This window comes from Arthrobacter sp. AFG20 (assembly GCF_002892795.1).
Taxonomy (GTDB): domain Bacteria; phylum Actinomycetota; class Actinomycetes; order Actinomycetales; family Micrococcaceae; genus Arthrobacter.
Window position 1 is genome coordinate 147,821 of the sequence record NZ_PJMC01000011.1, and the last position, 26,620, is coordinate 174,440.

The 26,620-nt window shown below is 65.4% G+C and carries 22 protein-coding genes and 2 pseudogenes; 17 read left to right on the top strand and 7 right to left on the bottom strand.

Translation table 11 applies throughout. The features are described 5' to 3' along the window. Positions 1-37: 37 nt before the first annotated feature. Positions 38-1,729, bottom strand: a complete 1,692-nt coding sequence (locus CXZ05_RS14455) for a cell wall metabolism sensor histidine kinase WalK (RefSeq protein ID WP_102973236.1) — start codon at positions 1,727-1,729, stop codon at positions 38-40. A gap of 101 nt (positions 1,730-1,830) precedes the next feature. Between CXZ05_RS14455 and CXZ05_RS14460 the strand changes: the two genes are divergently transcribed. Further along, positions 1,831-2,586 carry a response regulator transcription factor gene (locus CXZ05_RS14460; protein WP_180987390.1) on the top strand — a complete coding sequence of 252 codons (756 nt, stop codon included), beginning with the start codon at positions 1,831-1,833 and terminating at the stop codon, positions 2,584-2,586. Between the two features lie 18 nt (positions 2,587-2,604). Here the strand turns inward: CXZ05_RS14460 and CXZ05_RS14465 are convergent, their stop codons facing one another. Together CXZ05_RS14465 and CXZ05_RS14470 are read right to left on the bottom strand one after the other, a co-directional pair. Next, a complete protein-coding gene (locus CXZ05_RS14465; RefSeq protein WP_102973237.1) occupies positions 2,605-3,030 on the bottom strand; it encodes a very short patch repair endonuclease in 426 nt (141 codons plus the stop codon). A gap of 37 nt (positions 3,031-3,067) precedes the next feature. After that, complete coding sequence (locus CXZ05_RS14470) at positions 3,068-3,502, bottom strand: pyridoxamine 5'-phosphate oxidase family protein (RefSeq protein ID WP_102973263.1); 435 nt, start codon at positions 3,500-3,502, stop codon at positions 3,068-3,070. A 204-nt stretch (positions 3,503-3,706) separates the two neighbouring features. On the opposite strand from CXZ05_RS14470, the gene CXZ05_RS14475 reads away from it, so the two are divergent. The 3 genes from CXZ05_RS14475 (at position 3,707) to CXZ05_RS23450 (ending at position 7,282) form a co-directional block, all read left to right on the top strand. Then, positions 3,707-5,476, top strand: a complete 1,770-nt coding sequence (locus CXZ05_RS14475) for a cytosine permease (protein ID WP_102973238.1) — start codon at positions 3,707-3,709, stop codon at positions 5,474-5,476. Between the two features lie 212 nt (positions 5,477-5,688). Continuing rightward, entirely contained in the window at positions 5,689-6,369 is a 681-nt protein-coding gene (locus CXZ05_RS22860) for a DUF6318 family protein (RefSeq protein ID WP_146033097.1), read from the top strand. 7 nt (positions 6,370-6,376) lie between these two features. Further along, the gene (locus CXZ05_RS23450; RefSeq protein WP_258006590.1) at positions 6,377-7,282 is read left to right on the top strand and encodes a PKD domain-containing protein; all 906 of its coding nucleotides are present in this window, start codon (positions 6,377-6,379) and stop codon (positions 7,280-7,282) included. Positions 7,283-7,414: 132 nt separating this feature from the next. Here the strand turns inward: CXZ05_RS23450 and CXZ05_RS14490 are convergent, their stop codons facing one another. Continuing rightward, on the bottom strand, positions 7,415-8,410 hold the full coding sequence (locus tag CXZ05_RS14490) for a patatin-like phospholipase family protein (RefSeq protein WP_146033098.1): 996 nt from the start codon (positions 8,408-8,410) through the stop codon (positions 7,415-7,417). A gap of 315 nt (positions 8,411-8,725) precedes the next feature. Here CXZ05_RS14490 and CXZ05_RS14495 point away from each other — a divergent pair, with 315 nt between their 5' ends. From CXZ05_RS14495 to CXZ05_RS14535, 9 genes are all read left to right on the top strand, one after another. Further along, the gene (locus CXZ05_RS14495; protein WP_102973240.1) at positions 8,726-9,799 is read left to right on the top strand and encodes an alkene reductase; all 1,074 of its coding nucleotides are present in this window, start codon (positions 8,726-8,728) and stop codon (positions 9,797-9,799) included. Positions 9,800-9,944: 145 nt separating this feature from the next. After that, a complete protein-coding gene (locus tag CXZ05_RS14500; RefSeq protein ID WP_258006591.1) occupies positions 9,945-10,676 on the top strand; it encodes a GntR family transcriptional regulator in 732 nt (243 codons plus the stop codon). Positions 10,677-10,966: 290 nt separating this feature from the next. Then, positions 10,967-11,962, top strand: coding sequence for a sugar phosphate isomerase/epimerase (locus CXZ05_RS14505; protein ID WP_102973267.1), 996 nt, complete (start codon positions 10,967-10,969; stop codon positions 11,960-11,962). A 62-nt stretch (positions 11,963-12,024) separates the two neighbouring features. Then, positions 12,025-13,800: a dihydroxyacetone kinase subunit DhaL gene (gene dhaL, locus CXZ05_RS14510; protein ID WP_102973241.1), complete on the top strand. Its 1,776-nt coding sequence runs from the start codon at positions 12,025-12,027 to the stop codon at positions 13,798-13,800. After that, positions 13,797-14,279 (top strand): ribose-5-phosphate isomerase, encoded by a 483-nt coding sequence (locus CXZ05_RS14515; protein WP_003804524.1) that lies wholly within the window; start codon positions 13,797-13,799, stop codon positions 14,277-14,279. Before dhaL ends, CXZ05_RS14515 begins: the two co-directional genes overlap by 4 nt. A gap of 2 nt (positions 14,280-14,281) precedes the next feature. Then, the gene (locus CXZ05_RS14520) at positions 14,282-15,250 is read left to right on the top strand and encodes a 3-hydroxyacyl-CoA dehydrogenase family protein (protein WP_102973242.1); all 969 of its coding nucleotides are present in this window, start codon (positions 14,282-14,284) and stop codon (positions 15,248-15,250) included. A 98-nt stretch (positions 15,251-15,348) separates the two neighbouring features. Next, positions 15,349-16,116, top strand: a complete 768-nt coding sequence (locus CXZ05_RS14525) for an SDR family NAD(P)-dependent oxidoreductase (protein ID WP_102973243.1) — start codon at positions 15,349-15,351, stop codon at positions 16,114-16,116. 208 nt (positions 16,117-16,324) lie between these two features. Continuing rightward, the gene (locus tag CXZ05_RS14530) at positions 16,325-17,728 is read left to right on the top strand and encodes an MFS transporter (protein ID WP_102973244.1); all 1,404 of its coding nucleotides are present in this window, start codon (positions 16,325-16,327) and stop codon (positions 17,726-17,728) included. A 124-nt stretch (positions 17,729-17,852) separates the two neighbouring features. Continuing rightward, complete coding sequence (locus tag CXZ05_RS14535) at positions 17,853-18,626, top strand: triose-phosphate isomerase (RefSeq protein WP_374754663.1); 774 nt, start codon at positions 17,853-17,855, stop codon at positions 18,624-18,626. Here the strand turns inward: CXZ05_RS14535 and CXZ05_RS14540 are convergent. Beyond that, a complete protein-coding gene (locus tag CXZ05_RS14540; protein WP_102973246.1) occupies positions 18,623-18,919 on the bottom strand; it encodes a hypothetical protein in 297 nt (98 codons plus the stop codon). The genes CXZ05_RS14535 and CXZ05_RS14540 overlap by 4 nt on opposite strands. 265 nt (positions 18,920-19,184) lie before the next feature. On the opposite strand from CXZ05_RS14540, the gene CXZ05_RS14545 reads away from it, so the two are divergent. From CXZ05_RS14545 to CXZ05_RS14555, 3 genes are all read left to right on the top strand, one after another. Then, entirely contained in the window at positions 19,185-21,764 is a 2,580-nt protein-coding gene (locus CXZ05_RS14545; protein WP_180987399.1) for a Tex family protein, read from the top strand. Between the two features lie 76 nt (positions 21,765-21,840). Continuing rightward, the gene (locus CXZ05_RS14550) at positions 21,841-23,793 is read left to right on the top strand and encodes a gamma-glutamyltransferase family protein (protein ID WP_102973248.1); all 1,953 of its coding nucleotides are present in this window, start codon (positions 21,841-21,843) and stop codon (positions 23,791-23,793) included. 108 nt (positions 23,794-23,901) lie between these two features. Continuing rightward, positions 23,902-24,222, top strand: a complete 321-nt coding sequence (locus CXZ05_RS14555) for a hypothetical protein (protein WP_102973249.1) — start codon at positions 23,902-23,904, stop codon at positions 24,220-24,222. A 165-nt stretch (positions 24,223-24,387) separates the two neighbouring features. Here the strand turns inward: CXZ05_RS14555 and CXZ05_RS23455 are convergent. After that, positions 24,388-24,546 (bottom strand): annotated as a pseudogene (locus tag CXZ05_RS23455) (HNH endonuclease); the annotation flags it as partial. 16 nt (positions 24,547-24,562) lie between these two features. Here CXZ05_RS23455 and CXZ05_RS14565 point away from each other — a divergent pair. Continuing rightward, entirely contained in the window at positions 24,563-25,963 is a 1,401-nt protein-coding gene (locus tag CXZ05_RS14565) for a recombinase family protein (RefSeq protein ID WP_102973250.1), read from the top strand. A gap of 139 nt (positions 25,964-26,102) precedes the next feature. On the opposite strand, the pseudogene CXZ05_RS23285 reads toward CXZ05_RS14565, so the two are convergent. Then, positions 26,103-26,620, bottom strand: a pseudogene (locus CXZ05_RS23285) (hypothetical protein); the annotation flags it as partial.

The following is a 26,620-nucleotide window of genomic DNA, read 5'->3' on the forward strand; positions in this document are numbered from 1 at the left end:
CCCGGCTATCGCCGTGGTCAACGCCGCGGGCAAGAACTCAGTTCTGCACCGGCAGTGCGAAAGTAAACGTGGTGCCTTTCCCCACTTCGCTGCGCAGCGAGACCCGGCCACCGTGGGCTTCCACGATGGCCTTGCTGATGGACAGCCCCAGCCCGACGCCGGGAATCGCCGAATTGCGGACGGCTGCGGACCGGAAGAACTTGGCGAAGACCTCCTCCTGGTCCTGCTGGCTCATCCCCATGCCTGTATCGCTCACGCTGCACAGCATGTGGCCGTCTTCAGCGCGCAGCGACACCACCACGTCTCCGCCGTCGGGAGAGTATTTGATGGCGTTCGATACGAGGTTGTCCAGCACCTGCGAGATACGAGCGGCATCGATGTGGGCCTCCAGCCTCTCCGGGGCGTCGGCGTGGAGGTTGATGCCGGATTCTGCGGCGCGCGGCAGGGCGGCGGTGACGCTGGTTCGCACGAGCTCGGCCACGTTTACGGCCTTCGGGGTGACGAGCAGTTGGCCGTTGCGGCTGGAGAGCAGGTCCGAGACCAGCGTGAGCAGCCGCTCCGAGTTCCGCCGGATGATTTCCAGGGGGCCGCGCTGGGAGCCGGTAAGGTCGTCGTCGTCGTCCAGTAGAAGCTCGACGTAGCCAAGAATCGAAGTGAGCGGCGTCCGGAATTCGTGGGAGACGTTGGAGACGAAATCGTCCTTGGCAGCCAGGGCGTTCACTAGTTCGGTGACGTCGCTGAACACGATGACGGAGCCGGCGAAGTTCCCGTCCTGGTCCTCCATGGGCCTCGCACTGGTGGAGATGGCACGCTGTTCGGCGCCCGCTCCGAGCCACACGAGGTAGTCGGTGAACTCCTCGCCCAGAATCGCACGCCGGACGGGCCGCTGGTCGACGGGGACCAGGGTTGTCCTGTCGGCGGAGAACACCAGCAGTTGGGATTCGTTGGGATCGTCGTTGGTAGGCGGCGAAGCCAGCCGGTGATGCTTTCGCTGCTTGCGGTTCATCAGGATGTCATTGCCGTGCGCATCGACGGCGAGGACGCCCAGATGCACCGTGTCCAGGACCGTATTTAGTAGCCGTTCCTGGCGCTTGCTTCCGGACAGCACGCCGCGGAGCTGCGAGTCCTTCTCTTCCAGGTCGCGCTGTTGCTCCTCCAGGTCCCGCTGCTGCCGGACCATGCTGAGCGTCATGACGGCCACGGTGAGGCCGATCCCCAGCATCATCACCGGCAGCAGGAAGGAGCGCGCCAGGTCCTGGCCGGAAACAGCGCCGTGGAGGAACAGCGGCACCCAGATGATTCCCAACGGACCGAAGAAGGATATTGCCACCGCGGCTTTGGGGAACAGCCCGGAGGCGCACAGCCAGATGACCGGAAAAACGGCCATGAGGCTGAGCCCCGTCAGGCTGTCCTGGCCGCCTTCCCTGCCCAGGCAGATCGACACCAGGTCCAGGAGAGGTACGGCCAGGAAGGACGGATACGGGAGCCGGTGCCAAGGCACGGCGTAGCAGAGGATCAGTATTACTGCCTGCGACAGCAGAAAAATGATGAAAAGGGGATTGAGCAGCGTTTCGGGGAAGAACGCCAGAATGAGAAAAGCTGTGATTCCTGCCGTCACGGAAAGCGGCATCTGGCTCAGCATCACCCTGCCCCGCAGCGAATACTCGTGGAAGGGCCGACGGAAGAGCAGGATCCGGCCGGAGGAGTCCTTCCAGGCGATACTGCTCATGGGCGCGGGTCCATCCGGACGGGGCGTGAGAAACGCATAGGAGCAGGATATCCGCCGGGAGCTATACTGCAGACGGGATGTAGCGGGCTGAGGGGGCTGCGATGGGTGATACACGCGTGGGACTGGTCATCGAGGATGACCATGACATTCGCGAATTGGTGCGCGTTGTTCTGACGCAGGCCGGTTTTGAGGTGCGCGCGGCAAGCAGCGGAGCCGAGGGAGTACTTGCCGCCAAGGAACTGGACCCGGCGGTCATCACGCTCGACCTCGGACTGCCGGACATCGACGGCTTTGAAGTCGCCCGGCAGATCCGCCAATTCTCCGACGCCTACATCGTCATGCTTACAGCCCGTGCGGAAGAGCTGGACACCCTGATCGGGCTTGAGTCAGGCGCCGACGACTACCTCACCAAGCCGTTCCGTCCGCGCGAGTTGCGTGCCCGCGTTGCGGCCATGATGCGGCGTCCGCGTTCGACGCCGGATCTCGCCGAAGAGGCCGGCTCGCCTTCCGCCGCCGGGAACGAGGGGCGGAAGTACACGCACAACGGCCTGGACCTGAGCTACGAATCCCGGACCGTTGCCGTCGACGGCCAGGAGTTGAGCCTGACCCGCACCGAGTTCGACCTGCTGCATGCTCTGCTCGAGGCGGGCCGCATGGTCCGTACCAAAGCGGATCTGGTGCGCCGACTGCGGGACGAACCCTACGACGTCGGAAGCTACATCAGCGAGGCGGACGAGCGGTCCGTTGAGGTGCACATGGGCAACCTGCGCAAAAAACTCGGCGATTCGGCCCAGAATCCGCGCTGGCTGCAGACCGTGCGCGGCGTGGGCTATCGGCTGGCTCCGGCTGAGGACTGAGCCGAGCCCTGCTCTAGTTCAGCCCGGAGTCAGGAACAGCTCCAGCTGTTTCTCGACGGCGGACAGGTCCCTGAGTTCGCACTCCCAGACGGTGAGAACCTCCCAGCCGTCGTTTTCAAGCTGACGGCGCTGGCTGGCGTCGCGGTCCCGCGTGCGGGTGCGTTTCGTTTCCCAAAATTCGGCGTTGGCCTTGGGGGCGTGCTGGCCCACCTTGCAGTCGTGGAAGTGCCAGAAGCAGCCGTTGACGAAGATGACCTTGCGCCGGCCTGCGAAGACGAGATCCGGATTGCCGGGCAGCTTGATGCCGCGCGAGGCGCCGTGCAGGCGGTACCGGTATCCCTTTGCGTGCAGAAGGCTGCGCACCAGCAGTTCGGGCTTCGTGTTCTTGCCCCGGATCCGGGACATGTTCCAGCTGCGCTGCTCAGGTGTCAGCCGGTCCGCCATATTTCCAGTCTAGGCCGGCAGCCCTGCTGGAATCGCGTTAGAAGTCGCGCTCCGGCTGCTCGCCAAACTGGAAGTGCCGGCCGCTCACGGAGCCGGGATCGATCTCGACATAGAAGTCCTTCAACGTGGGCACCCACGAAGCGAGTCCCAGCTCTTCGGCCTCGGCAATCTCCGCTGACTTGCTGAGGACGCGGGCCGTGCCGCGGAGCACTACCGACCACGCCTGGTCCGACATGATGCCGTCCGTCTCGAACAGGACCCTGCCATTGATGGTCACCTGCGCGAGCTTGTTGCCCGGGGCCGTGCGGAAATACAGCTTCCGCCGGCTGGTCACGTAGTTGACGGGGAAGATATCCGGCTCACCCGCCACGGTGACCACCAAGCGGCCGTGCCTGGTGCCCTCGAGAAGCTGCCAGCACTGCTCTTCGTCGAGGACCAGGATGGGATCGCCGTCGGCGTGGTTGAACATCATGAGCTCCATTCTTCTACAGCTTGTAGAAAAACGATAGGGGTATGAACAGATTTTCCCAGCAAGAGCGGACCTGCGCCACGGGATGGAGCGGCGGTCTGACGGACGCGCAGGACACTTTACATCGCTGTAATACCCCGGGAACCGTGCCGTCGCATGGCATGACTAGCGTCGGCGGAGACAAACCGGTGACGAAAGCGGAGCTTCATGACTAATGAACTGAAGGACAGCGACCTGTTGGATAGCCCGGGGGACGGTGCCGCCGTCGGCCACGCCGGCGTCGGGCTGGAGACCAAACAGCCGGGGGTGGCCGGCAGCCGGGTGGCCGCCAACGCGGACGCCCTGAGTGCGACCAAGGAAAGCCTGGAGGATTACACGCTCAGGTTCGCGCCGCGTTCCTATCGCAAGTGGAGCGCGGGCGTGGTGGCGACGAGTGCGCTGGGAGGAATCGCCTACCTGGCTGATTTCTCGATCGGCGCGAATATCGGGATTGCCTACGGTACGGTAAATGCGATCCTCGGAATTGTCGTGGCCGCCGTGATTATCTTCGCCACGGGTTTTCCGCTGGCCTATTATGCAGCCCGCTACAACATCGATTTGGACCTGATTACCCGCGGCTCCGGGTTCGGCTATTACGGTTCCGTGGTGACGAACGTGATCTTTGCGACCTTCACGTTTATCTTCTTTGCGCTGGAGGGGTCGATCATGGCGCAGGGCCTCGAACTGGGGCTGGGAATTCCGCAATGGCTGGGATACGCCGCGTCCACGATCATCATCATTCCGCTGGTCATTTACGGGATGAACACGCTGGCCAAACTCCAGGTATGGACCACGCCGCTGTGGCTGCTCCTCATGGTGGTTCCGGTCGGCTACCTGCTGGTGACCCACCCCGCCAGCATCGATAACTTCTTCGCCTACACGGGGAGCTCGGGTGCTGCGGGCACCAATCTTGCCTCGGTCATGCTGGCCGCCGGCGTCTGCCTGTCGCTGATGGCGCAGATCGCGGAGCAGATCGACTACCTGCGGTTCATGCCGCCCAAGACCGCCGACAACAAGGGCGCGTGGTGGCGTGCCGTGATTCTCGCCGGGCCGGGCTGGGTTCTTTTCGGCGCAGTTAAGCAGATCGTGGGCATGTTCATCGCCGTCTACCTGATCGCCAAGCTGGATCCGGCGGCCTCGGCGACGGCGAATGAGCCGGTGCACCAGTTTCTGGGCGTCTATGAGGAGATGATGCCGGCGTGGCTGGCGATGAGCCTGGCCGTGGTGCTGGTGGTTATTTCCCAGATCAAGATCAACGTCACCAACGCCTACTCCGGCTCGCTGGCGTGGACCAACAGCTTCACCCGCGTGACCAAGACCTACCCAGGACGGATGGTGTTCGTTGCGGTGAACCTGCTGATCGCTTTGATCCTGATGGAAGCCAACATGTTCGACTTCCTCAACACCATTCTGGGCTTCTACGCCAACTGCGCCATGGCCTGGGTGGTCACGGTGGCCTCGGACATTGCCATCAACAAGTACCTGTTGAAGATCTCACCCAAGACCCCCGAATTCCGGCGCGGCATGCTGCATGCCGTGAATCCGGTTGGATTCGTGTCCATGCTGGCTTCTGCCGGGGTGTCCATCGCGGTTTTCTTCGGCGCGTTTGGTTCCGGAATTCAGCCGTACTCGCCGATCTTTGCGGTGGGCCTGGCGCTCGTCCTGCCGCCGGTTCTGGCCGTCCTGACCAAGGGCAGGTACTACCTGCGGCGCACCGATGACGGCATTGACCTGCCGATGTTCGACGCCGATGGGAACCCTAGCGACGCTAAACTGCTCTGCCACGTGACCGGGATTGAGTTCGAACGCCCGGACATGGTCCGTTCCGCCCAGGATGGGCCCGACGGCGAACCCCAGTACGTTTCCTCGCTCGCTTTGTCGACGGACAGGACGGGGGAGCTGGTCCTGCCGGCGCAGACGCGGGATAGGGCTATGTAGTCCGCGACTTCGCCTGATGGCAGCGCCGTTGCTGGCGCTGTGATCGGGACACAAAGCGGGCCCGGTGAGATTCTCACGGGGCCCGCTTGTGTTGTGCCCGAGGTGCCCTCATGTGGCTGTGGATAACTTTGAGCCGGAAAGTGTGACCTCGGTTACCCTTTAACCATTGTTCGGACACAGATGTCTTGAAACCTATCCGGGGGGATTAGCGCATGACTTCTCGTACCTGCATTTCTGAACGCCTCCGCCTGCCTGTGATTTCCGCCGTCGCTGTGTCCGTCCTGGCGCTCAGCGGCTGCAGCGGCGGCGGGGACCCCCAGGCTGGTCCAACTGCCACGGCCGTGGGGTCGCCAGCCCAGTCCGCTTCCGGCGCGGCAACTGCCACGCCTAGTGCCACTCCCACGCCCAAACCGACCCCGGCGTACAAGCCCGCCGACGCCAAGGGAAGAGCGCAGAACGTCCCCGTGCCGATTTTGCCAAAAACCGCCGAGCGTGAAACTAAAGCGGGCTTGGTTGCATTTGCCAAATATTGGTACACCACGCTCAATTTTGCATATGAAACTGGAAACTTCGGCCCCTTGGATAAGGTCACTGCGCCAACCTGCGCCCTTTGCCAAAAAGTACGGCCTGGAATCTTGGAGTGGAACTCCAAAGGAAGATGGATATCCGGAGGCCTCGTCAAAGCCAACGGTGCGTTTACCGAGTTCGTAAAGTCCTCGACAGGTGAATACCAGGTCTCCACGCAACTGGAGCAATCCGCGGGCGCGCTACACAAGGCCGACGCCAGCATTGAAAAATCCGTTCCCGGCTCGCAAGTTCTTGCGGATATTATGATCGTGCGCTTTGTTGATGGCCGTTGGAAGGCCGTAAATGTCGACCGGCTCGGTGCATGAGTTCACCATGGAGATCGAACCCCAGGGTCGACGCATTACCTACGCATTGTCGCTGTCGTTGCTCATAGCATTGAGCTGTGCGACGCCGGCCGCCGCTGACAACACAGACGTCTTCTGGAACACCGGTGGCGTTGGAGTTTGGCACTTCGACGCTGGCAGTAAATTTTGGGTAGACGCGCCGGCGTCGGCGCCCGAGAGTCCATACCAGTACAAATTCACTCCCTTGTGTCTGGTCGCAAATAATGACTTCGATGTGGCCTGTCTTACCGCCTCCATCAAGTGCACGGACGGGAAGGACGGCCGCCCGGTCAGATGGTGGTGGAAACTTCGAGTTGCAGACGACAGCAGCTGGAGCCCGATTCGTCCCGATCGCTGCGTCTACTCGGAGGACCCAAGTGATGTCCTAGGTAGGATCGCGGCCCAGATCCAGCGCCGCTTCGAGCAACTGCCCGTCGATGCGGGCACTCTCGGAATTCAGCCGCGTCCCCATACGCTGAGGGGTGCGGATACCAACTTTTATGCTGAGTCATCGCAACAGTCCTTTGACGTGACAATGCTGGGGCAAAAGGTCCACATCACCGCCAAGCCTGTCCAGTACCGCTGGGACTACGGCGACGGGATATCGCTCGGTCCGACGACCGCCATGGGCGGTCCGCTCCCGCAGGAGCGCTGGGGTGAGAAGACCCGGACCAGCCACGCCTACGCAGCGACCGGCGACTTCAACGTCGTCCTCACCACCTACTTTCAGGGAACCTACTCCGTCAACGGAGGACCGGATCTTCCCATCCCAAATCAGGGCCAGTTCAGCTCTCCAGCCCAGACGGTGAGCGTTTGGCGCTCGGTAACGCGCAATTACGCGGACGACTGCCGGACCAATCCGCGGGGAGAGGGATGCCCGGGTTCGGCTGGATGAGAGGCCGGTGACAGAATCTTTCCCGTCCCCTGCTCAAAGTGGACATTCTCGCGACCCGTACGACGCGGGCGAGATTCTGATCAGCAGGTTCGACTGGCGTCGGGCCTACCGAGACGACTGATTTCGAGAGCGTCAGCGCCAGAACTCGGTGAGCTGCTCGGCAAGGGCACTGCCTTGGTTGTAACCAGCTCGAGCAGCGGGCGGACGCAGCGACAGATCCATGGCATTGGCGCCGAACATGTGCTCCGAGTTGCTATCCGGGAAGATCGATTCGACTCTGCTGCCGCGTGCGCGTAGCTCGGTGACCTGTGTTGCGAGATGCATGCCCCAGTCCACCGGCGTCCGAGATCTGCCGCCGAATGGCGAGAGCACCAGCACCCGCCCGTATCCGGCTGCCAGATCGGCATTATCGGCGTTGGATCGGTAGCCGCCGTCGATGTATCGGCTGTCGCCGATCCTGTAAGCGAAGCCGCTGGCACAGCTTGCGGCGACGGCGTCCACCAAGTCGACCCCGCTGTGGCGGTCGAACACGACCGGTTCCCCGGTTTGGGCATCAACGGCCGTGATGAGCATCCGCCGTTGCGGCCAAAGCTGACTGGGAAGCCGAGCGGCGACAGTAGCGCGCCACCGTGTTTGCCCGGAACCGTCCGACGCCCCGTCCATTTCGAGTGCTGCCGCGCCCATTCTGCGGCGCATGTCGGCCGCATCCTCAGCGGCGGCGATGATTGCGCTCGTTCTCTCCATGTGGGCGGCGGCCGGCCTGGTCGGAACGCGTCCACCGTGGGATCCGGCCGAACCGGTCCGTTGCTGGGGTGCCGCGGCAAGGATGGCAGCAAGCAGCTCGATTGGGGTCGCGCCAGATATCTGGGCCGCGGCCGTCGATCCGGCCGACGTCCCGATGACCAGATCAGCGTCGGTCACGTCCAGCCCGGCCTCGAACAGGCCGGCGATGACACCAATTAACCACGCGTTGCCTGTTGAACCGCCGCCACCGAGGACCAAAGCTCGCTCGCCCGCGGCGCGCACCCGCTTTGTGGAGTCGACCTGCGGCTGATTCTGGTCGGACTTCGGCCGGTCGGAGGCCGGCGTCGAGGTGGAGTGCAGAGTTGGAGAAGGTGTTGTGTTCATGGGAGTCGCCTTTCGCGAATTGCCTGTTAGGCGCTCCCGGTGGCGACTAACCCAGTCGCGCGATCGTGGACTGCAGGGGAGCACCCGTTGCGGATACTGCGTTCATGGGTCTCACCTCCTGCCGATAGATCACGATCACGGGAATAGTCGCACACGAGTGTCGTGGTGCGCAATGGGCACAGGCAAGCTGCCGCAACGCCGTCGAACGCGCCACCGCCCGCTGCCTGGGCTGGTGAGCTCCGCCACACCCGGAATAGTTGCACGCGCTAGGCAGTTAGAGCTGGTGAACCTGATGCATTCTGAAAGGAACTCCGCATGCTGTTTTCCCCGCTGACTCTCGGCGAGCTCGAACTTCCCAACCGCCTCGTCATGGCACCGCTCACCCGTGTCCGTACAGGCCAAGAGGGCGTCCCCGGCCCGCTCGTGGTGGAGCACTACCGCCAGCGTGCCTCGCTCGGCCTGATCGTCAGCGAGGGAATCTACCCCAGCCCGGCTGGCCGCTCCTACCCCGGTCAGCCCGGCCTTGCGACCCCCGAGCAGATCGCCGGCTGGAAGAAGGTCACCGACGCAGTCCACGCCGAGGGCGGCCGAATTTTCGCCCAGATCATGCACGGCGGACGCGTCTCGCATGAGGACATCAACGGCGGCCACCGCGTCGTGGCCCCCAGCGCGATCGCCGTCGAAGGTGAGACCCGGACCTACAACGGCAAGCAGCCGCACCCGGTCCCGCACGAGCTTTCCACCGACGAGCTGCCCGTCGTCCGCGAGGAAATCGTCACCGCGTCGCGCAACGCGATCGAGGCAGGGTTCGACGGCGTTGAGCTGCACTCCGCCAACGGTTACCTTCTCCACGAGTTCCTGGCGCCGAACACCAACGTCCGCACCGACAGCTACGGCGGCTCGCCCGAAAACCGCGCCCGCTTCGTCATCGAGACGGTGAACGCCGTCGTGGAGGCGCTGGGTGCCAACCGCGTCGGCATCCGGATCTCGCCCGAACACAACGTCCAGGGCATCGAAGAGACTGATGTCGCCGACGTCCGAGCAACCTACGATGTGCTGGTCAACTCCATCGCCCCGCTGGACCTGGCGTACCTGAGCATCCTGCACGCCGAGCCGACTGGCGACCTGGTCCAGGACCTGCGGTCGCGCTTCAACGGCACGTTCCTGGTCAACACCGGCTTCGGCGTCATCACCACACGCGAGGAAGCACTGTCTCTCGTCGCCGACGGGCACGCGGATGCCGTCGTGGTGGGCCGGCCCGCCATCGCCAACCCGGACCTCGCCCGCCGCTGGCGGGAGGGCCTGCCGCTGAACGAGCCGGACCCGTCCACGTTCTACGGCGAGGGCCCCAAGGGCTACACCGACTACCCGGTGTACCAGCCGGCTTAGCCTTGGCGCTGCTCGGTCCCGAGGCTCGTTAGCAACCACTGGAACCGCCCGTTCGCCGGGCGGTTCCAGTGGTTTAACCGCAGCCAGACGTGTCACGCGGGACTAGCTTGCGGTCTTCCCTGGGGCGTCCCTATAGGATCTGATCATGCAAAAAGCGTCCAACGGCACCCGCGCCGGCAGCCGGCCCGAGGATCCGACCGGACGCAAAGTAGGCAGGACCGTCAGCCGCCAGGTCCTGGCCGACCACGTCTACGAGGAGCTGCTGGCCTCGCTCATGGACGGCAGGCTGGAACCGGGTGCCGCCGTCAGCATTGACGGAACTGCCCGCGAACTGGACGTATCCCCGACCCCCGTCCGCGAGGCACTTGCTCGCCTGGAACACACCGGCATGGTCCGCAGAGTGGCGCTCAAAGGTTACCGTGTGGCGCCGGTGTTCACCCGCGAGGACTTTGCGGATCTCATGGAGGCCCGCCTCGCGATCGAGCCGGTCAATGCCCGCCTTGCCTGCACGCGCCTGAACCCGCACCGTCTCGCCGAGCTTGAACAGACACTCACCGACCTGAAATCGGCGCCGCGCGGCCCGTCCTTTGTGGAGTACAAGGACTATCTGGAGGCGGATGAGCGCTTCCACCAGCTGATTGCCCAGCAGACTGACAATCAGTTCCTGCTAGGTGCGTACGCCGCACTCGGCGGACAGGTTCAGCGCTTCCGGCTTTTCGGGGGAGTGGGGATCACCGACGCCGAGAATGCCATCGCCGAGCATCAGGCCGTCCTGGACGCACTGTCCAGCGGGGATCCGGAAAAGGCAGAAGCTGCCATGGCGGCCCACATTCGGAAGGTCCGCGAACGCGCCATAGCGGACGCCCCGGAGGAGTAACGGCACCGTTGCGGCACCGCGCATTAGCGACCGCGCAACCCATGTAAGTAGCAGCAGAGGGCGTTCCCGGCCGTGGGAACGCCCTCTGCTGCTACTTAGTTGAGGGAGGCGTAGCGTGGAAGGTGCAATGAGTTGCTGCCTCCGAGGTGAGGCTCTTCACACGCGAAGATCATGCCTATAGGATCTTCGATGGTTGCCATCACGACAGGGGGCGAGGGAATGTGACCTTGACAACTCCTACCCGATAGTAAATCCTATAGGAAACAGGATTCCACAAGGGAGTGAACACCGTGGCTTACACCGCCGACAACTGGCCCATAACAGCGGCCCTGCTGCAGTTCCCGGGCGTGGACGCCCAGGGCACCCACATCAACGACGCCGACGCCTCCGCTTGGGCCGAGGTCTTCACCGAGGTCAAGGAAGCCGGCTTCGCAAACGCCGACCTCACCGACAGCTGGGTCCGTCCCGGCGACCTGAGCAAGGACCGCCTCGCCGAATTCAAGCAGACGGCCGACGACGTGGGCATCGGGATCCCGGTCATCTCAGCCATCCGCCGGAGCATCATCGAGGAGGGCAAGTGGGAGGACAACCTGGCCTACAGCCACCGCACCATCGACGCCGCCGCTGAGCTCGGCTGCGAAGTGGTGTCCTTCGGCCTGCACCAGGCAATCACCCCGGAACAGCAGAAGCACCTCTGGTTCTGGACCGTCGAAGGCTACAAGGACCCGGCAGGGGACAAGGAAGCCTGGAACAACGCGGTCGCCCGTTTCCAGGAACTTGGCAGGCACGCCGCAGACGTGGGCATCCTGCTCTCGCTCGAGATGTACGAGGACACCTACATCGGAACAGCCGACTCCTCCGTGCAGTTCGTCCAGGACATTGGCCTGTCCAACGTGGGCCTAAACCCCGACCTCGGCAACCTGATCCGCCTGCACCGGCCCATCGAGGACTGGCGGGAAATGGTGGCGAAGACCCTGCCGTACTCCAACTACTGGCACATGAAGAACTACATCCGCGACGAGGACGTGGCCCGCGACATGTACGTCGCCATGCCTGCCCCCATGGAAAGCGGCCTCATCAACTACCGCGAGGCGTTCAAGGTCGCCCTCTCCGTTGGCTTCCAGGGCATCCTGTGCACCGAGCACTACGGCGGCGACGGCCTCTCCGTGACGGCCAGCAACCAGGACTACCTGCGCCGCCACGTGCTGCCCAAGAAAGAAGGCTACGCCCTCGGCCAAAGCCAAGTGGCGCAGGGACGGCAGCAGCCCGCCGCCGTCGCCCACTAGCGTCGCCCGGCCCCGAAAAACCCAGCAGTACCGTTCAACCAACCCGGATTCAATGAGGAACCATGACCCAGATCTTCGACAATCCCGCTGATTTCGCAGATGAGGCGCTGGACGGCTTCGTCGCCGCCAACCGCGGCTATGTTGCCCGCGTGGACGGCGGCGTCGTGCGCTCCACCGAGATCCCCGCCGGCCAGGTGGCCCTTGTGGTGGGCGGCGGCTCCGGCCACTATCCGGCCTTCGCCGGCCTGGTGGGGCCCGGCCTCGCCGCAGGCTCAGCGTGCGGCAACATGTTCGCCTCGCCGGCCGCCGGGCAGGTCTACCGCGTGGCCAAGGCCGCCAACGCGGGCGGCGGCGTGCTGCTGAGCTACGGCAACTACGCCGGCGACGTGCTGCACTTCGGCCAGGCCCAGCTCCGGCTCAACGCCGAGGGCATCGAGACGCGTACCGTGCTGGTCACGGACGACATCGCCAGCGCCCCGCTGGACCAGATCGAGAAGCGCCGCGGCATCGCCGGCGACCTGACGGTCTTCAAGATTGCAGGCGCCGCAGCCGAGGCCGGCCTGAGCCTGGAGGAGGTAGAGCGCCTCGCCATCAAGACGAACCACCGCACGCGGTCACTGGGCGTGGCCTTCGATGGATGCACCCTTCCCGGTGCATCCGAACCGCTGTTCCACGTCCCGGCCGGGCAGATGTCGCTGGGCCTGGGCATCCACGGCGAACCGGGCATCTCCGAGCACCCCATGCCCACCGCGTCCGAGCTCGCCGAGCTGCTGGTGTCGCGGCTGCTTGAGGACAAGCCCGACGATGCCGGCAGCCGCGTGGTGGCCATCGTCAACGGCCTGGGCACGGTCAAGTACGACGAACTGTTCCTCCTCTTCGGCAAGATCGAAAAGCTCCTCAACGCCGCCAACCTGACCGTCGTGGAGCCGGAATGCGGCGAGCTCGTCACCAGCCTGGACATGTCCGGGCTCTCGCTCACCCTGCTATGGCTCGACGACGAACTCGAGCAGCTCTGGGCCGCGCCCGCCGACACCCCTGCCTACCGCAAGGGCAACACCTCGCCGCGCGCCCGGCGTGAAGTCGCGGGTGCAGAAGACGCGGCAGCCGAGGACACCGAAATGGCAACCGAAGCGTCCGCCAACCTGGGCCGGCTGGCAGCCGCCGTCCTCGCCCAGGTGCAGGACGTCGTTGTCGAACACGAAGCGGAACTTGGCGACTTGGACGCGATTGCCGGCGACGGGGACCATGGCATCGGCATGCGCCGCGGCGTTGACGCGGCTGCCGCGGCCGGTGAGCAGAACGCAGCAGCCGGAGCCTCGGCTGAACGCGTGCTCACCGCCGCAGGTGAGGCCTGGAGCGAGCGTGCCGGCGGAACCTCCGGTGCGCTCTGGGGTACTGCCGTGATGGCCGCCGGCCTCGCACTGGGCAACCGGGATTCGTACGGCGCCGGGGACGCGACCGCAGCCGTGTCCGCCTTCAGCAACGCCATCACCGAACTTGGCAAGGCAGAGCCGGGGGACAAGACGATGGTTGACGCCCTCCTGCCGTTCCGGGACGCGTTCAAAGAAGCGTTCGACGGCGGTGCCTCCCTGGGGGATGCCCTCACTACCGCCGCTGCCGCGGCGAACGAAGCGGCCCGTCGGACCGCGGACCTGCGCCCCCTCAAGGGCCGCGCCCGCCCGCTGGCTGAAAAAAGCCTCGGCCACCCGGACCCCGGTGCAGTCTCGTTTGGACTGATTGCCGAGCGCGTGGCCACCTACCTCGCATCTGATGCGGCCGATTCCACACCGGCCGCGTCCCACATGGCCTCGACGGCCGGAAACGGAGCAATGGAATGAGCAACACAGAAGGCTGGCGCATTGTCATCGGCAACGATGAGGCCGGCGTCGAATACAAGGAAGCACTGAAGGCACTGCTGGAGGCGGACCCCCGCGTTGCCTCCGTCGAGGACATTGGCGTCGCCGCCAACGACTCCACCGCGTACCCGCATCTGGCCGTCGCAGCCGCCCGCAAAGTGGCCGAAGGCGAAGCGGACCGCGCACTCCTGATCTGCGGCACCGGCCTGGGCGTGGCCATTGCCGCCAACAAGGTCCCCGGCATCCGCGCCGTCACCGCCCACGACAGCTACTCCGTGGAACGCTCCGTCCTCAGCAACAACGCCCAGGTCCTCACCATGGGCCAGCGCGTTATCGGGCTGGAACTTGCCAAGAAGCTGGTGGGCGAATGGCTGGAGCACCGCTTCGATGAAAACTCCTCCTCCGCCGCCAAGGTGGACGCGATCTGCTCGTACGAACCCGACTACACGAAGGCCGACTGAACATGACCGAAACACCCACCAGCCCACGCAAGTTCGCCGTCGTCGGATCCGGCTACATGGGCGGCGGCATCGCGCAGGTCCTCGCCCTCGGCGGTGCCCGCGTTGCCCTTGCGGACGTGTCCGCCGAGGTGGCGCAGAAGAACTACGAGCGCCTGCTCACCGAGTCCGACCAGTTCGTGGCCGACGGGCTGTTTCCCGAAGGATCCACGGAGATCCTGAAGCAGAACCTCTGGGCCGCGAAGGACATCGAGGAAGCCGTGGCCGACGCCGACTTCATCGAGGAGGCAGTGCCCGAGGTCATCGCCATCAAGCACGAGACCCTGGCCCGCATCAGCGCTGCCGCCCGGCCGGACGCCATCATCGGCTCCAACACCTCCACGATCTCCATCGCCGAGCTCTCCCAGCCGGTCGCCAACCCGGAGCGCTTCCTCGGCGTGCACTTCTCCAATCCGTCGCCGTTTATCCCCGGCGTCGAAATCATCCCCCACGCAGGCACCTCGGCCGAGACCGTGGGCGCCGTCCGCGACCTCGTCCACGCCGCCAACAAGCAAACGGCAGTGGTCAAGGACGTCACCGGCTTCGTGCTGAACCGCCTGCAGTATGCCCTCTTCCACGAGGCTGCCCAGTTGGTGGAGCAGGGCATCGCGACGGCGGAGGACGTGGACACCCTGGTCCGTACAACCTTCGGCTTCCGGCTGCCGTTCTTCGGCCCCTTCGCCATCGCCGACATGGCGGGCCTGGACGTCTACAACTTCTGCTACAAGTCGCTGCAGACCGACTTCCCGGAGCGGTTCGCCACACCGAAGATCCTCACGGACCTCGTGGAGGCCGGCAAGCTGGGCACCAAGACCGGCGCAGGCTTCCTGAACGTCCCCGCCGAGCGCACCCCCGAGCTGATCGCCTACCGCAACAAGGCCTACGTCGCCATGCAGAAGCTCATCGAGGAACTCGGCCCGGCCCCGATCAACTAACACCATCTAACTAAGCACCACGGCAGGTGGGCGCTGCCCCCGAGCAGCCGCCCTCCTGCTGTGCTGCCCTTTTCACATAACGACTTAGGAGCACATCCATGAGCACTTTTCCGTCCGAGCGCACGGCCATCGTCACCGGAGCCGTCTCGGAACGCGGCATCGGCCGGGCCACCGCCAACTACCTGGCAGAGCAGGGTTGGAACATCGGCATCATCGATCTCGACGACGCCCTCTGCCAGGCCACGGCCAAGGAAATCGCCAGCCAGTACGGCGTGAAGGCGCACGGCGTGGGCGCGAACGTCGCGGACGAGGCATCGGTCCGGGCAGCCATCGATTCCCTTGAGGCGGAGCTCCCGCAGATCGTGGCCCTTGCCAACGTTGCCGGCGTCAGCTCGCCGGTCCCGTACCTGGAACTCGACGCCGCCGAGTGGGACCGCGTGCTCAACATCAACCTCAACGGCGTCCACTACACCACGCGCCGCGTCGCCGAATCCATGGCGAAGAACCGGATCGGCCGCATCGTTAACATCTCCTCCGTCTCCGCCCAGCGCGGCGGCGGCACCTTCTCCAAGACCCCGTACTCCGTTGCGAAGGCCGGTGTGATCGGACTGACCCGCTCCACGGCCCGCGAACTGGGGGAGTACGACATCACGGTCAACGCCATCTCGCCCGGCCCCATTGACACCGACATCATGGGCGGCACCCTGAGCCAGGAACGCAAGGACGAACTGGTCAAGGACCTCGTGGTCAACAGGGTTGGTTCCACGCGGGACATCGCAGCAGCCATCGCTTTCCTCATCAGCGAGGACGCCGGATACATCTCCGGCCAGACGCTGAATGTGGATGGCGGCCTCTACATGCACTAGGAAGGACAGCCATGCTTCGCTCCTGGACCAGGGAACGCAAGATTTACCTCGCCATCGGCGTCCTCGCCAGCCTTGCCGGCGCGCTGCTCATCGCCTTTTCGCTTTGAGAATTTCGAACCATCAACCTGATTTACCGGGACCAGTTCCTCCGGAACCGGCCCGTTCGCTCTGCCCGGATTTGCTCACTTTTACTCAAAGAGGAGTTTGAATGACTGTCACCAAACCATCCACCACGAAGGAGCTGCTGGACTCGCCGGTCCTCAAATCGGCCATCTCCAAGGCATCCTTCCGGCTCATGCCGATGCTCGTCATCCTGTACGTCGTAGCCTTCCTGGACCGCACCAATGTGGGCTTCGCCGAGGCCGCCCTCGAAGCGGACAAAGGCATCAGCGCGGGCGCCTACGCGCTCGGCGCAGGCATCTTCTTCATCGGCTACGCCCTGTTCGAAATCCCCAGCAACCTGCTCCTGACCAAGTTCGGCGCCAAGGTGTGGCTGGCACGCATCGCCGTCACCTGGGGCATCGTCTCCGCCTGCTTCGCCTTCGTGCAGGACGAGACCTCCTTCGTGATCCTGAGGTTCCTGCTGGGCGTGACCGAGGCCGGGCTCTTCCCGGGCGTCATCATGTTCCTCGCCGCTTGGTTCCCGAACAAGGTCCGCGTCAAGATGTTCGCCATCTTCTACCTGGCACAGCCGTTCTCCCAGATGATGGGCGCCCCGCTGTCCGGCTGGCTGATCAACATCGGCGACCAGGTTCCCGGCGTCCAGGGCTGGCAGGTCATGTTCTTCGTCGAGGGCATGCTCGCCGTGCTGGCCGGCATCGCCGCCTTCTTCTTCCTGATCAACAGCCCGCAGGACGCAAAGTTCCTCAACAAGGACGAGAAGAAGGCGCTGCTGGACGTCATGGCCCTGGAAGACACCGTCAAGGAAGAGACCGGTCCGCGCGGTGTGCTCGCCGCGATGAAGAACGGCAAGGTCTGGTACTTCACCGTCATCTACTTCTGCCTCCAGATCGCCGTCTACGGCGTCACCTTCTACCTGCCGCAGCAGGTGGCGCAGCTGACCGGGCAGAAGGTGGGCCTCGCCGTCGGACTCATGGCCGCCATCCCGTGGTTCTTCGGCATCTTCGCCTGCTACTTCATCGGCAAGGCCGCCAACACCATAATCCGCCGCCGGGTCTGGGGCACCGGGCTGTTCATCTCCACCGGCCTGTGCATCTTCGGCTCCGCCTGGGCCGGCGCCAACCACCTCCCGGCGCTGGGCATCGTGTTCATCACCCTCGCGGTATGCAGCTTCCTCTCCATCGGCCCCATCGCCTGGTCGTATCCGACGGCGTTCCTCACGGGAACTGCCGCCGCGGCGGGCATCGGTCTCATCAACTCGCTGGGAAACCTCGGCGGCTTCGTGGCCCCGATCCTGCGGACCACCGTCAACCAGGTGACCGCTTCGGACACCGGCACCATGGGCGTCTACGCACTCGGTGTGCTGCCGTTCCTCGCTGCGGTCATGATGATCGGTACTCGCAAGTTCAAGAACAAGGCCGACGACCTGCTCGAAACCAGCGCCACCGGAACGGCCGGCACTGCCAAAGATCAGGCACTGCTGGAAAAGTAGTCAGCAGCAAACCGCAGCGGCGCAGCAACACCCAGTAACCCCAGCAAAGGCAGGAAGTCCCGTGACCCAGCTCAGCCAGGCCATCAAAGACCCCGGCACGATTTTCGTCGGCGTCAGCACCAAGATGTACCTGGGCTATCGGGACAGCCTGCGCTGGATGGATGAACTGCGTCAACAGGCGGACGCCCGCCCGGCCCTCGCGGCCGGGCGGGTGGTCCCGTTCGTGATTCCATCCTTTCCGATGCTTCCGGCGGCAGGGGAGATCATTGCCGGGTCGCCGCTGGTCCTGGGGGCCCAGAACTGCGGCTGGGCTGAGGGTCCGTGGACGGGCGAGCTCTCGCCGTCGCTGCTCGCCGAGCTGGGCGTGGGACTCGTGGAGCTCGGGCACGCCGAGCGGCGGCGGCACTTCGGTGAAGACGACGCCATGATCGCGCTCAAGGTCAGGGCGGCCGACGACGCCGGCGTCACCCCGCTGCTGTGCGTGGGGGAGGAGTCGCCCGGTCAGGAGACCACCTCGGATACCGGAGCAGCCGACGACGGCGGTACCGCCGGCGCGGAAGACGCCGCCCGGTTCGTCTGCGGACAGATCGAAGCCGCGGTCGGCGGGGACTGGGACCTGGCCGCCCGGCTGGTCATCGCCTATGAACCCGTCTGGGCCATCGGCGCCGCCGAGCCTGCCAGCGCTGAGTACGTGTCCGCCGTCGTACGCATTTTGCGGGAGCTGCTCGGTGCCCACGGGCTGCACGGGCTGCCCGTGATCTATGGCGGCTCCGCGAAACCAGGCCTGCTGCCCGCACTGAACGGTGTGTCGGGGCTGTTCCTCGGCCGGTTCGCGCACGACGCCACCAACTTCGGAAAGGTGCTGGACGAAGCACTGTCGCTGGTGGAGGCAGGCTAGAGGAATGCCTCGCGGCCCGTCCCTTCGCTGAGCACAAGTTCGCCGTCTTCGATGGACACCAGGAGGCTCCGTGGCCTGCCGTGGAGCTTCATTTCCGCGCTGAGATTGCGGCTGGTGACTTCAACCCCCACCGTTGCGCCTTTTGCCGGCAGTTCAACGGAGACTTCCTCGGCCATGCCCAGCAGCTCCCGGGTGGTGACATCGCGGTCGTACCGGGCCTCCTTGCCGTTGACCGTGATGGCGACCTCATCCTCGTTGAAGCCGTCCTGAAGAATGATGAGCAATTCCTGCATGATGCGCCGCCTCAGTCGATGACCCCCAATGCATAAAGTCACTACACCACTTAAGGGCGGTTGTGGGTAGTGCGGTTTGCTCCATCCGCCAGCCCGTGATCGCCCCGCTTCCGGGCGCGTAGGGCAAAATGTTCTGGTGACCCAACAGCCGCAGCACCCCGCCACGCCCTCGCCCACCCCCGCCCCCGGGACAAAGCCGAAGGACGCTCCCGCTCCCGCGCCCGGGCCTGTCGGCGCCCAGAGCCCGGACGGTGTTGCCGCCCGGATAGCGGAACAGATCGCTGCCGAGCTCGGCGTGAAAGCCTGGCAGGTGAAGGCGGCTGTTGACCTGCTCGACGGCGGGTCAACAGTTCCGTTCATCGCCCGCTACCGCAAGGAAGCCACCGGGACGCTCGACGACGGGCAGCTCCGCGAGCTCGACGAGCGCCTGCGCTACCTCCGCGAACTGGAGGACCGCCGTCGTACTGTCCTGGAGGCTATTGCCGCACAGGGGAAGCTGACCCCGGAACTGAAGGCCGCTGTCGTGGCCGCCGACACGAAGTCCCGGCTTGAGGACATCTACCTGCCCTTCAAATCCAAGCGGCGCACCAAGGCGCAAATCGCCCGCGAGGCCGGGCTGGAACCGCTCGCCGACGCACTGCTCAAGCGCCCGGAACTCGATCCCGAGCGCGAGGCAGCGAAATACCTGAACGCTGACCACGCCGTCGACGACGCCGCCGCGGCGCTCGCCGGTGCCCGCGCCATCCTCGTGGAGCGTGTGGCCCAGGACGCCGACCTTGCAGAGAACCTGCGCGAGCGGCTGTGGACGCAGGGCCGGATGGTGTCCCGGGTGAAGAAGGGCAAGGAGTCCGAGGGGCAGAAGTTCGCGGATTACTTCGAGTTTTCGCAGGCGCCGTCGGGGATGCCGTCGCACCGCGTGCTGGCGCTGCTGCGGGGTGAGAAGGACGGGGTGCTCGAGCTGGACCTCACCGAAGCGGACCCGGCTGACGACGACGCCCTCGCCGCCGCCCGCACCCGTTACGAATCCGCCGTGGCCCGGTTCCTCGGGGTCGCCGACCGTGGCCGGCCCGCCGACTCGTGGCTGCTGCAGACCGCGCAGGTGGCCTGGCGCTCCCGGGTTCTGGCTCGGCTGACGGCCGACCTGCGGGGACGGATGTTCGCCGCCGCGGAGGACGAGGCCGTGCGCGTTTTCGCCGCCAACCTTCGGGATGTACTCCTGGCGGCGCCCGCCGGAAACCGCTCCACCCTTGGCCTGGACCCCGGGCTGCGGACCGGCGTGAAGGTGGCCGTGGTCGATGGAACGGGCAAGGTAGTGGCCACCGACACCGTCTACCCGCACGCCCCGGCCCGCAAGTGGGACGAAGCCCTGGCGACGCTGACTCGCTTGGCGCGGCAGCACGCCGTCGAACTCGTGGCCATTGGCAACGGAACCGCGTCCCGCGAAACGGACAAGCTCGCGGCCGACCTGATCAAGCAGCTCTCCGCAGCTTCCGGCTCCGGGACTGGGTCCGGGATCGGGCCCGGGGCGGGTGCCGCCGTGCCGCAGAAGCTGGTGGTCTCCGAGGCCGGTGCGTCGGTGTATTCGGCGTCCGCCCTGGCCGCGGCCGAACTCCCCGGCATGGACGTGTCCCTGCGCGGCGCGGTGTCCATTGCCCGCAGGCTGCAGGATCCCCTGGCGGAGTTGGTGAAAATCGATCCGAAGTCGATCGGCGTGGGGCAGTACCAGCACGATGTCACGGCCGCGAAGCTGGACCGCAGCCTGGATGCCGTGGTGGAGGACTGCGTGAACGCCGTGGGTGTGGATGTGAACACTGCGTCTCCGGCGCTGCTGAGCCGGGTGGCCGGCGTCGGGCCGCTGCTGAGCGAGAACATCGTGGCGTACCGCAATGAGAATGGGCCGTTCGCAAAGCGCAGCGAGCTGAAGAAGGTGCCGCGGCTGGGCGCGAAGGCGTTTGAGCAGTGTGCCGGGTTCCTGCGGATCACCGGGGGAGCGGAGCCGCTGGACGCCTCCAGCGTCCACCCCGAGGCCTATTCGGTGGCCCGGAAGATCCTGACGGCGGCAGGCGTCTCCCGTGGCTCCGGTGCGTCCGGAGGGGCTGCCACGGGTCTTGCTCCGCTGGCTGATGCCGGGCAGCTGAACCCTGCTGACTTTGTGGACGGTTCCTTCGGTTTGCCCACCGTGCGCGACATCATCGCCGAACTCGAGAAGCCGGGTCGCGATCCGCGTCCGGCGTTCAAGGCGGCGGCGTTCTCCGAGGGCATCGAGAAGATCTCGGACCTGTTGCCGGGCATGGTTCTGGAAGGGACCGTCACCAACGTGGCCGCGTTTGGCGCGTTCGTGGACGTGGGGGTTCACCAGGACGGGCTGGTTCACGTGTCCGCCCTCGCGAACCGGTTCGTCGCCGATCCGCGCGAGGTGGTCAAGTCCGGCCAGGTGGTCCGAGTGAAGGTGCTTGAGGCTGATCCGGAGCGGAAGCGCATTTCCCTCACGCTGAGGCTCGACGACGAACCGGCCGCTTCCGGCGAACGGTCCGCTGGGGGACGCTCGGCCGGGGGACGGGACGGCGGCCAGCCGGCAGGCGGCAAGCGGGCAGGCGGCAACCGCGACGGTGGCCGGGACGGCGGCCGCGAGTCCGATCGCAATCGCGACGGGGGCCGGGGCCGGACGGCGACTCCTGGCCAGACTGGCGGAAAGTCCGGGGCGCCACGCCAAGGCAGCGATTCGGGCCGGTCTACGGCAGACCGCGACAGCGGAAAGCGGCAGCCGAAGCAGTCCGGGCAGCGGCCGGCTCAAGCGGATACCGCCATGGCCGAAGCACTGCGGCGGGCCGGCCTGGGCAAGTAAGCTCCCCCTACGGGCGGAGCGTGTCGCGGGCGCGGTATCCCGGAAGCGCCGGAAACCGGTGACTACAGTAGCCCCTATGAGTTTTATGAGGCCGGAGACTTTTACCACCCGTCCTACGCTGCAGGGCACATTCGGCATGTCCGCCACGACCCATTGGCTCGCCACCGGCACTGCACAGGCAGTGCTGGAGCGGGGCGGTAACGCGTTCGACGCGGCCACGGCCGCCGCGTTCGTGCTGCATGTGGTGGAACCGCACCTCAACGGGCCCGGCGGCGACATGACTGGGGTCTTCAGCACCGCGGAGGAGCCACGGAAACCGGTGGTCCTGATGGGCCAGGGCCCGGCGCCGGCGGGAGCTACGGTCCAACACTTCCGCGCGGAAGGCCTGGAACTGGTGCCCGGGTCAGGTGCGCTGGCCGCTGCGGTTCCCGGCGCCGTCGATGCCTGGCTCTTGCTGCTGAGGGACCACGGAACGTGGGAACTGGCGGAAGTCCTGGATTTCGCCATCCGGTACGCACGCGACGGCCACCCGGTGCTGGCACGCGTCTGCAGCACGATTTCGGTAGTGTCGAGGCTATTCCGGGAGCACTGGCCCACGTCGGCCGACCTGTGGATGCCGGAGGGTCGTATCCCCGAGGAAGGCGAGCTGGTCCGGAATCCGGCGTTGGCCCGCACGCTTCAGAAACTGGTCCAGGCCGGCGCGGGTCTCGGCGAGGCATTCGCCGCAGTGCCGGCGCACACGCGGGAGGAGCGTATCGACGCCGCCCGCAGGGAATGGAGCGAGGGCTTCGTGGCCCGCGCCGTGGCCGAAAGCGTCCGAACAGCGCACCGCCACTCGTCCGGGACCGACCACCGCGGCGTCATGACGATGGCCGACATGGCCGGCTTCCGCGCGTCGTACGAGGACGCCGCCACGCTCGAGTTCCGCGGCCACACCATCGCCAAGACCGGCCCTTGGGGACAGGGGCCGGCACTGCTGCAGACGCTCGCGATCCTGGCCGGCTTCGATGACGACCGCCTCGACCCTTCCACCGAGCTGGGAGCGCACACCATCCTGGAGGCCCAGAAGCTCGCACTGGCGGACCGCGAGGCGTACTACGGCGACGCCGACGTCCCGCTCGATTACCTGCTGTCGGAGGAGTACGCGGCGTCGCGCCGGGCGCTCATCACGGAAGATGCGTCGCACGAGTTCCGCCCGGGCTCCGTTCCCGGGCGTGAGCCGTACGTTCCCACGCTCCGGACCGAGTACGTCCCGCCTACGCTGTCGGATGACGACGGCGGGTCGCCCGCTTTGGGAGGTCGTGCCGTTCCCGGCCGCGCAGGTTCCGCGGCTGCCGCCGCCGGTGTGGGCGAACCCACGATCGGTGAACCGTCGCTCGGTGAATTTAGGAGCGGTGAACCTGCTCGCGGTGAACCTAGTGTGGCGTCCAACGGGGAAACCCGCGGCGACACGTGCCACGTTGATGTTGTGGACCGCTGGGGCAACATGGTTTCGGCCACGCCATCCGGCGGCTGGCTGCAGTCGTCGCCAGCGATCCCAGAGCTCGGGTTTTGCCTGGGCACGCGGTTGCAGATGACGTGGCTTGAGCCCGGGACGCCCTCCACCCTGACGCCGGGCCTCCGGCCGCGGACTACGCTGACGCCGACACTGGTGCTGCGCGATGGAGTTGCTGTTTCCGCGCTTGGATCGCCCGGGGGAGACCAACAGGACCAGTGGCAGTTGCTGTACCTGCTGCGGACCATCGTCGGCGGGTATTCTCCGCAGCAGGCCATCGACGCGCCGGCGTTCCACACGACGTCGATGCCCGGGTCCTTCTGGCCACGCACCTGGGAGCCGGGCGGTGCCGTCGTCGAGGACCGATTGGGCGATGATGTTATCGCCGGGCTCGAGCGGCGGGGACACCGGATCACCAGGGCAGGTGACTGGACGCTGGGACGGCTGTCCGCCGTCGTACGCGATCCACGGACTGGCGTACTGCAGGCCGCCGCGAACCCTCGGGGTGCGCAGGGATACGCCGCGGGACGGTAGGAGCGGACGTTCTTCGCTAGCGTTCCCGTTGAAGGGGCGGTGAATATTCGTGTCCGCCGGCGGCGGGGCGGGGTTTCTGGCGTGGCGAATATCTGCAAGGCTGGGGTCATGAATTACTTCCTGGAGTACACGATTCCTGCTGCCCCCAACGACGCCGAATTCGAGTTTCCGCATGACGAGATTCGACCGGGGACCACTATCCCGCTGTCGGAGACCAATGCCGAGGTAGTCCACACTCCCGAGCTTCCCGCGCGCACCGGAATCATCGGTGCCACCGTGCCCGAGGCGAAGCTCGAAGCCGAGCAGCTCATCACCCATAGCCGCGCGACGGAGGCGTCCCTGTACGAGGATCCCTCGAATTCGCTGCAGGCGGGCGTGGGAACTCTCGTAGCCACCTTCACGGAAGGCCGCGGCTGGCAGGACGCGTAGCAAACGCAAGCCTCGTTTCACCGGAAGCGCTTGGTCCCGAATTGAGGGGCTGGGCGCTTCTGGTTTTGGGTCCGAAGTTAGTGAACCCACGTAGTACCGGCAGATCACTGCATGCTTGGCGGACACGCTGACGGGTCCTGCCTGCCCGCCGGGTCTGCCTTCGCCTCACGTTCTGTGGTGGTGGTTTTGCCGGGGTTGTTGGCGGGGGGCGATGCGGGGTGGCGGGATGAACCAGGGGGTCCCGTTTTTGACGTGGATTTTCCACTGTTCTTTGTGGATCAGATGGTGGTGGTGGGTGCAGAGGAGGACGCCGTTACTGACGCTTTGTTAGTCTGCCCCCATGCAAAAGCCCAGCTCGGCCGCGATCTACGCCCGCATCTCCTCCGACCAGACGGGGGAGGCTCTGGGTGTGACACGCCGGCTGGAGGACTGCCGGAGACTCGCCGTGGATCATGGATGGACCGTGGGCGAAGAGTACGTAGATAACGACATCAGTGCCTTCAAAGGTAAGCCACGGCCGCAGTACCAGCGGATGCTTGATGATCTCGCCGGAGGATACCGGGACGCCGTGATCGTCTACAACATGGACCGGTTGACGCGGCAGCCGATGGAGCTGGAGCAGTTCACTCGGCTGTGTGAGCAGGCCGGGGTGACACAGGTCAAATCCGTGACAGCGGACATTGACCTCGGCAACGACGACGGACTGTTCATGGCCCGCATCCTGGCAGCCATTGCCTCCAAAGAATCCGGCCGTAAGTCCCAGCGCCTCCAACGCAAGGCCCGTCAAACGGCAGAACAAGGACTACCGAACGGCGGACACCACCGCCCCTTCGGATACGAGCAGGACCGCATGACGGTCAACGAGGCTGAAGCGGAAATTCTTCGACAGGCCGTCGCCCGGTTCCTCGCCGGGGAATCCTCACGTTCCATCTGTGCATGGCTCAACGAGACAGGAGTGCAGACCACGGCCGGTGGCCAGTGGCAGACCATGACGCTGAACGCGATACTCAAATCCGGGCGCATCGCAGGACTGAGGGAACACAAGGGAATCGTGGTTGCGGACGCCCAATGGCCCGCGATCATCACGCCCGAGCAACGGCAGCAAATTCTCGGCCACTTCGAAACCAAGAAACGGACTAACACCCGCGCCCCGCGCCGCTACGTTCTGTCCGGGCTGCTACGGTGCGGCAAATGCGGAAACAAACTGTTCTCCGCCATTCGCGTCGACACCCGCCGATACGTCTGCTTGTCCGGGCCTGACCACGGAGGTTGCGGCGGCATCGCGATCGTTGCAGCCCCACTGCAAGAGTTCCTCGCCGCGGGAGTGCTTATGCGCCTGGATACTACCGAGATGTTCGAAACACTGAAAGGCCGCCGCGCAGCCGATGACCGACAGAGCACCCTGCTTGGGTCGCTGGAAGAGGACCGGAGCCAGATGAAAGAACTCTCTGAACTTTGGGCCGCGAAAGAAATTTCAAGCGCGGAGTGGAAAGCCGCACGCGGCCCCATCGAAGCCAGAATTAAAGCTACCGAACGGCAGCTGGCGCAGGCATCAAACTCCACAGCACTCGACGGCCTGATCGGGACCGGCGGCCTGCTGAAAGAGCAATGGGAAACGCTGAACCTTGACCGCCAGGCCGCAATCATCAAAGCCGTCCTGGACTACGCGACCATCCTGCCCGGAACACCCGGGGCCCGGTCACTGGACCCCGCCCGGATTCAGCCCGTCTGGCAGCTATGACGCCGCGGCGGTACTCCGGCCGCTGCCGCGTCCGTCCGTTCCGGGCGCGGCGCCCATGAGCACGCCAACGCGGGCGAGAACACCGGGATCAGTTACGCGAACCGGTACACCCTGGGCGGCGCACATGGCCTCCACCCAGTCAGCAAGTACCCGCTGGTCTACCATCACGAACCCCACTGCGCCAGATAGCAGGGGCACCCGCCCAGTCCTCAACAGAAGCCGACGACCATTCCCTGACCGGAGGCCCGTTCAAGTAATCGGACGCCTGGGCGAGAACGTCGCCGGGGGAGTGGCCACTGAGGGCGAGCTTGACCGGCTGAAAGCCCTGCGCCACGTCGTAACGGTGAAGCCCGAACACCCGCGAACCCGGATCAGTGAACGTTTTAGAGACGTACTTGGACAGATACCCGGCTGCCTTGCGTGCCTCGGACAACGCCCCTGAACCAACCGGTAAGTCACCTAGAAGCTTGATATTGACGTGCCCGCGGCCCCAGACTTCCTTGATCAGGCGCTGCCTGATGTATTGGCCGACGGCGAAATGGGCATGCAGCCCGTGATTGAGTATTTGAAGCTTTGAGCGCCACCTGTTCGTGCGGTTCAGCGCCGGGGTTCGTGCGAGAGAGCGCCAGCGGTCGTATGGCCTGGCGCCGCTGACGC

What these genes read in the sequence shown, in the direction of transcription:
- CXZ05_RS14535 (WP_374754663.1), top strand. Translation starts at nt 17,853, where the DNA reads ATGTACCTGGGCTATCGGGACAGCCTGCGCTGGATGGATGAACTGCGT.
- CXZ05_RS14500 (WP_258006591.1), top strand. Translation starts at nt 9,945, where the DNA reads ATGCAAAAAGCGTCCAACGGCACCCGCGCCGGCAGCCGGCCCGAGGAT.
- CXZ05_RS14515 (WP_003804524.1), top strand. Translation starts at nt 13,797, where the DNA reads ATGAGCAACACAGAAGGCTGGCGCATTGTCATCGGCAACGATGAGGCC.
- CXZ05_RS22860 (WP_146033097.1), top strand. Translation starts at nt 5,689, where the DNA reads ATGACTTCTCGTACCTGCATTTCTGAACGCCTCCGCCTGCCTGTGATT.
- CXZ05_RS14465 (WP_102973237.1), bottom strand. Translation starts at nt 3,030, where the DNA reads ATGGCGGACCGGCTGACACCTGAGCAGCGCAGCTGGAACATGTCCCGG.
- dhaL (WP_102973241.1), top strand. Translation starts at nt 12,025, where the DNA reads ATGACCCAGATCTTCGACAATCCCGCTGATTTCGCAGATGAGGCGCTG.
- CXZ05_RS14520 (WP_102973242.1), top strand. Translation starts at nt 14,282, where the DNA reads ATGACCGAAACACCCACCAGCCCACGCAAGTTCGCCGTCGTCGGATCC.
- CXZ05_RS14460 (WP_180987390.1), top strand. Translation starts at nt 1,831, where the DNA reads ATGGGTGATACACGCGTGGGACTGGTCATCGAGGATGACCATGACATT.
- CXZ05_RS14530 (WP_102973244.1), top strand. Translation starts at nt 16,325, where the DNA reads ATGACTGTCACCAAACCATCCACCACGAAGGAGCTGCTGGACTCGCCG.
- CXZ05_RS14495 (WP_102973240.1), top strand. Translation starts at nt 8,726, where the DNA reads ATGCTGTTTTCCCCGCTGACTCTCGGCGAGCTCGAACTTCCCAACCGC.
- CXZ05_RS14525 (WP_102973243.1), top strand. Translation starts at nt 15,349, where the DNA reads ATGAGCACTTTTCCGTCCGAGCGCACGGCCATCGTCACCGGAGCCGTC.
- CXZ05_RS14555 (WP_102973249.1), top strand. Translation starts at nt 23,902, where the DNA reads ATGAATTACTTCCTGGAGTACACGATTCCTGCTGCCCCCAACGACGCC.
- CXZ05_RS14470 (WP_102973263.1), bottom strand. Translation starts at nt 3,502, where the DNA reads ATGATGTTCAACCACGCCGACGGCGATCCCATCCTGGTCCTCGACGAA.
- CXZ05_RS14550 (WP_102973248.1), top strand. Translation starts at nt 21,841, where the DNA reads ATGAGTTTTATGAGGCCGGAGACTTTTACCACCCGTCCTACGCTGCAG.
- CXZ05_RS14565 (WP_102973250.1), top strand. Translation starts at nt 24,563, where the DNA reads ATGCAAAAGCCCAGCTCGGCCGCGATCTACGCCCGCATCTCCTCCGAC.
- CXZ05_RS14490 (WP_146033098.1), bottom strand. Translation starts at nt 8,410, where the DNA reads ATGAACACAACACCTTCTCCAACTCTGCACTCCACCTCGACGCCGGCC.
- CXZ05_RS14455 (WP_102973236.1), bottom strand. Translation starts at nt 1,729, where the DNA reads ATGAGCAGTATCGCCTGGAAGGACTCCTCCGGCCGGATCCTGCTCTTC.
- CXZ05_RS14475 (WP_102973238.1), top strand. Translation starts at nt 3,707, where the DNA reads ATGACTAATGAACTGAAGGACAGCGACCTGTTGGATAGCCCGGGGGAC.
- CXZ05_RS14540 (WP_102973246.1), bottom strand. Translation starts at nt 18,919, where the DNA reads ATGCAGGAATTGCTCATCATTCTTCAGGACGGCTTCAACGAGGATGAG.
- CXZ05_RS23450 (WP_258006590.1), top strand. Translation starts at nt 6,377, where the DNA reads ATGGAGATCGAACCCCAGGGTCGACGCATTACCTACGCATTGTCGCTG.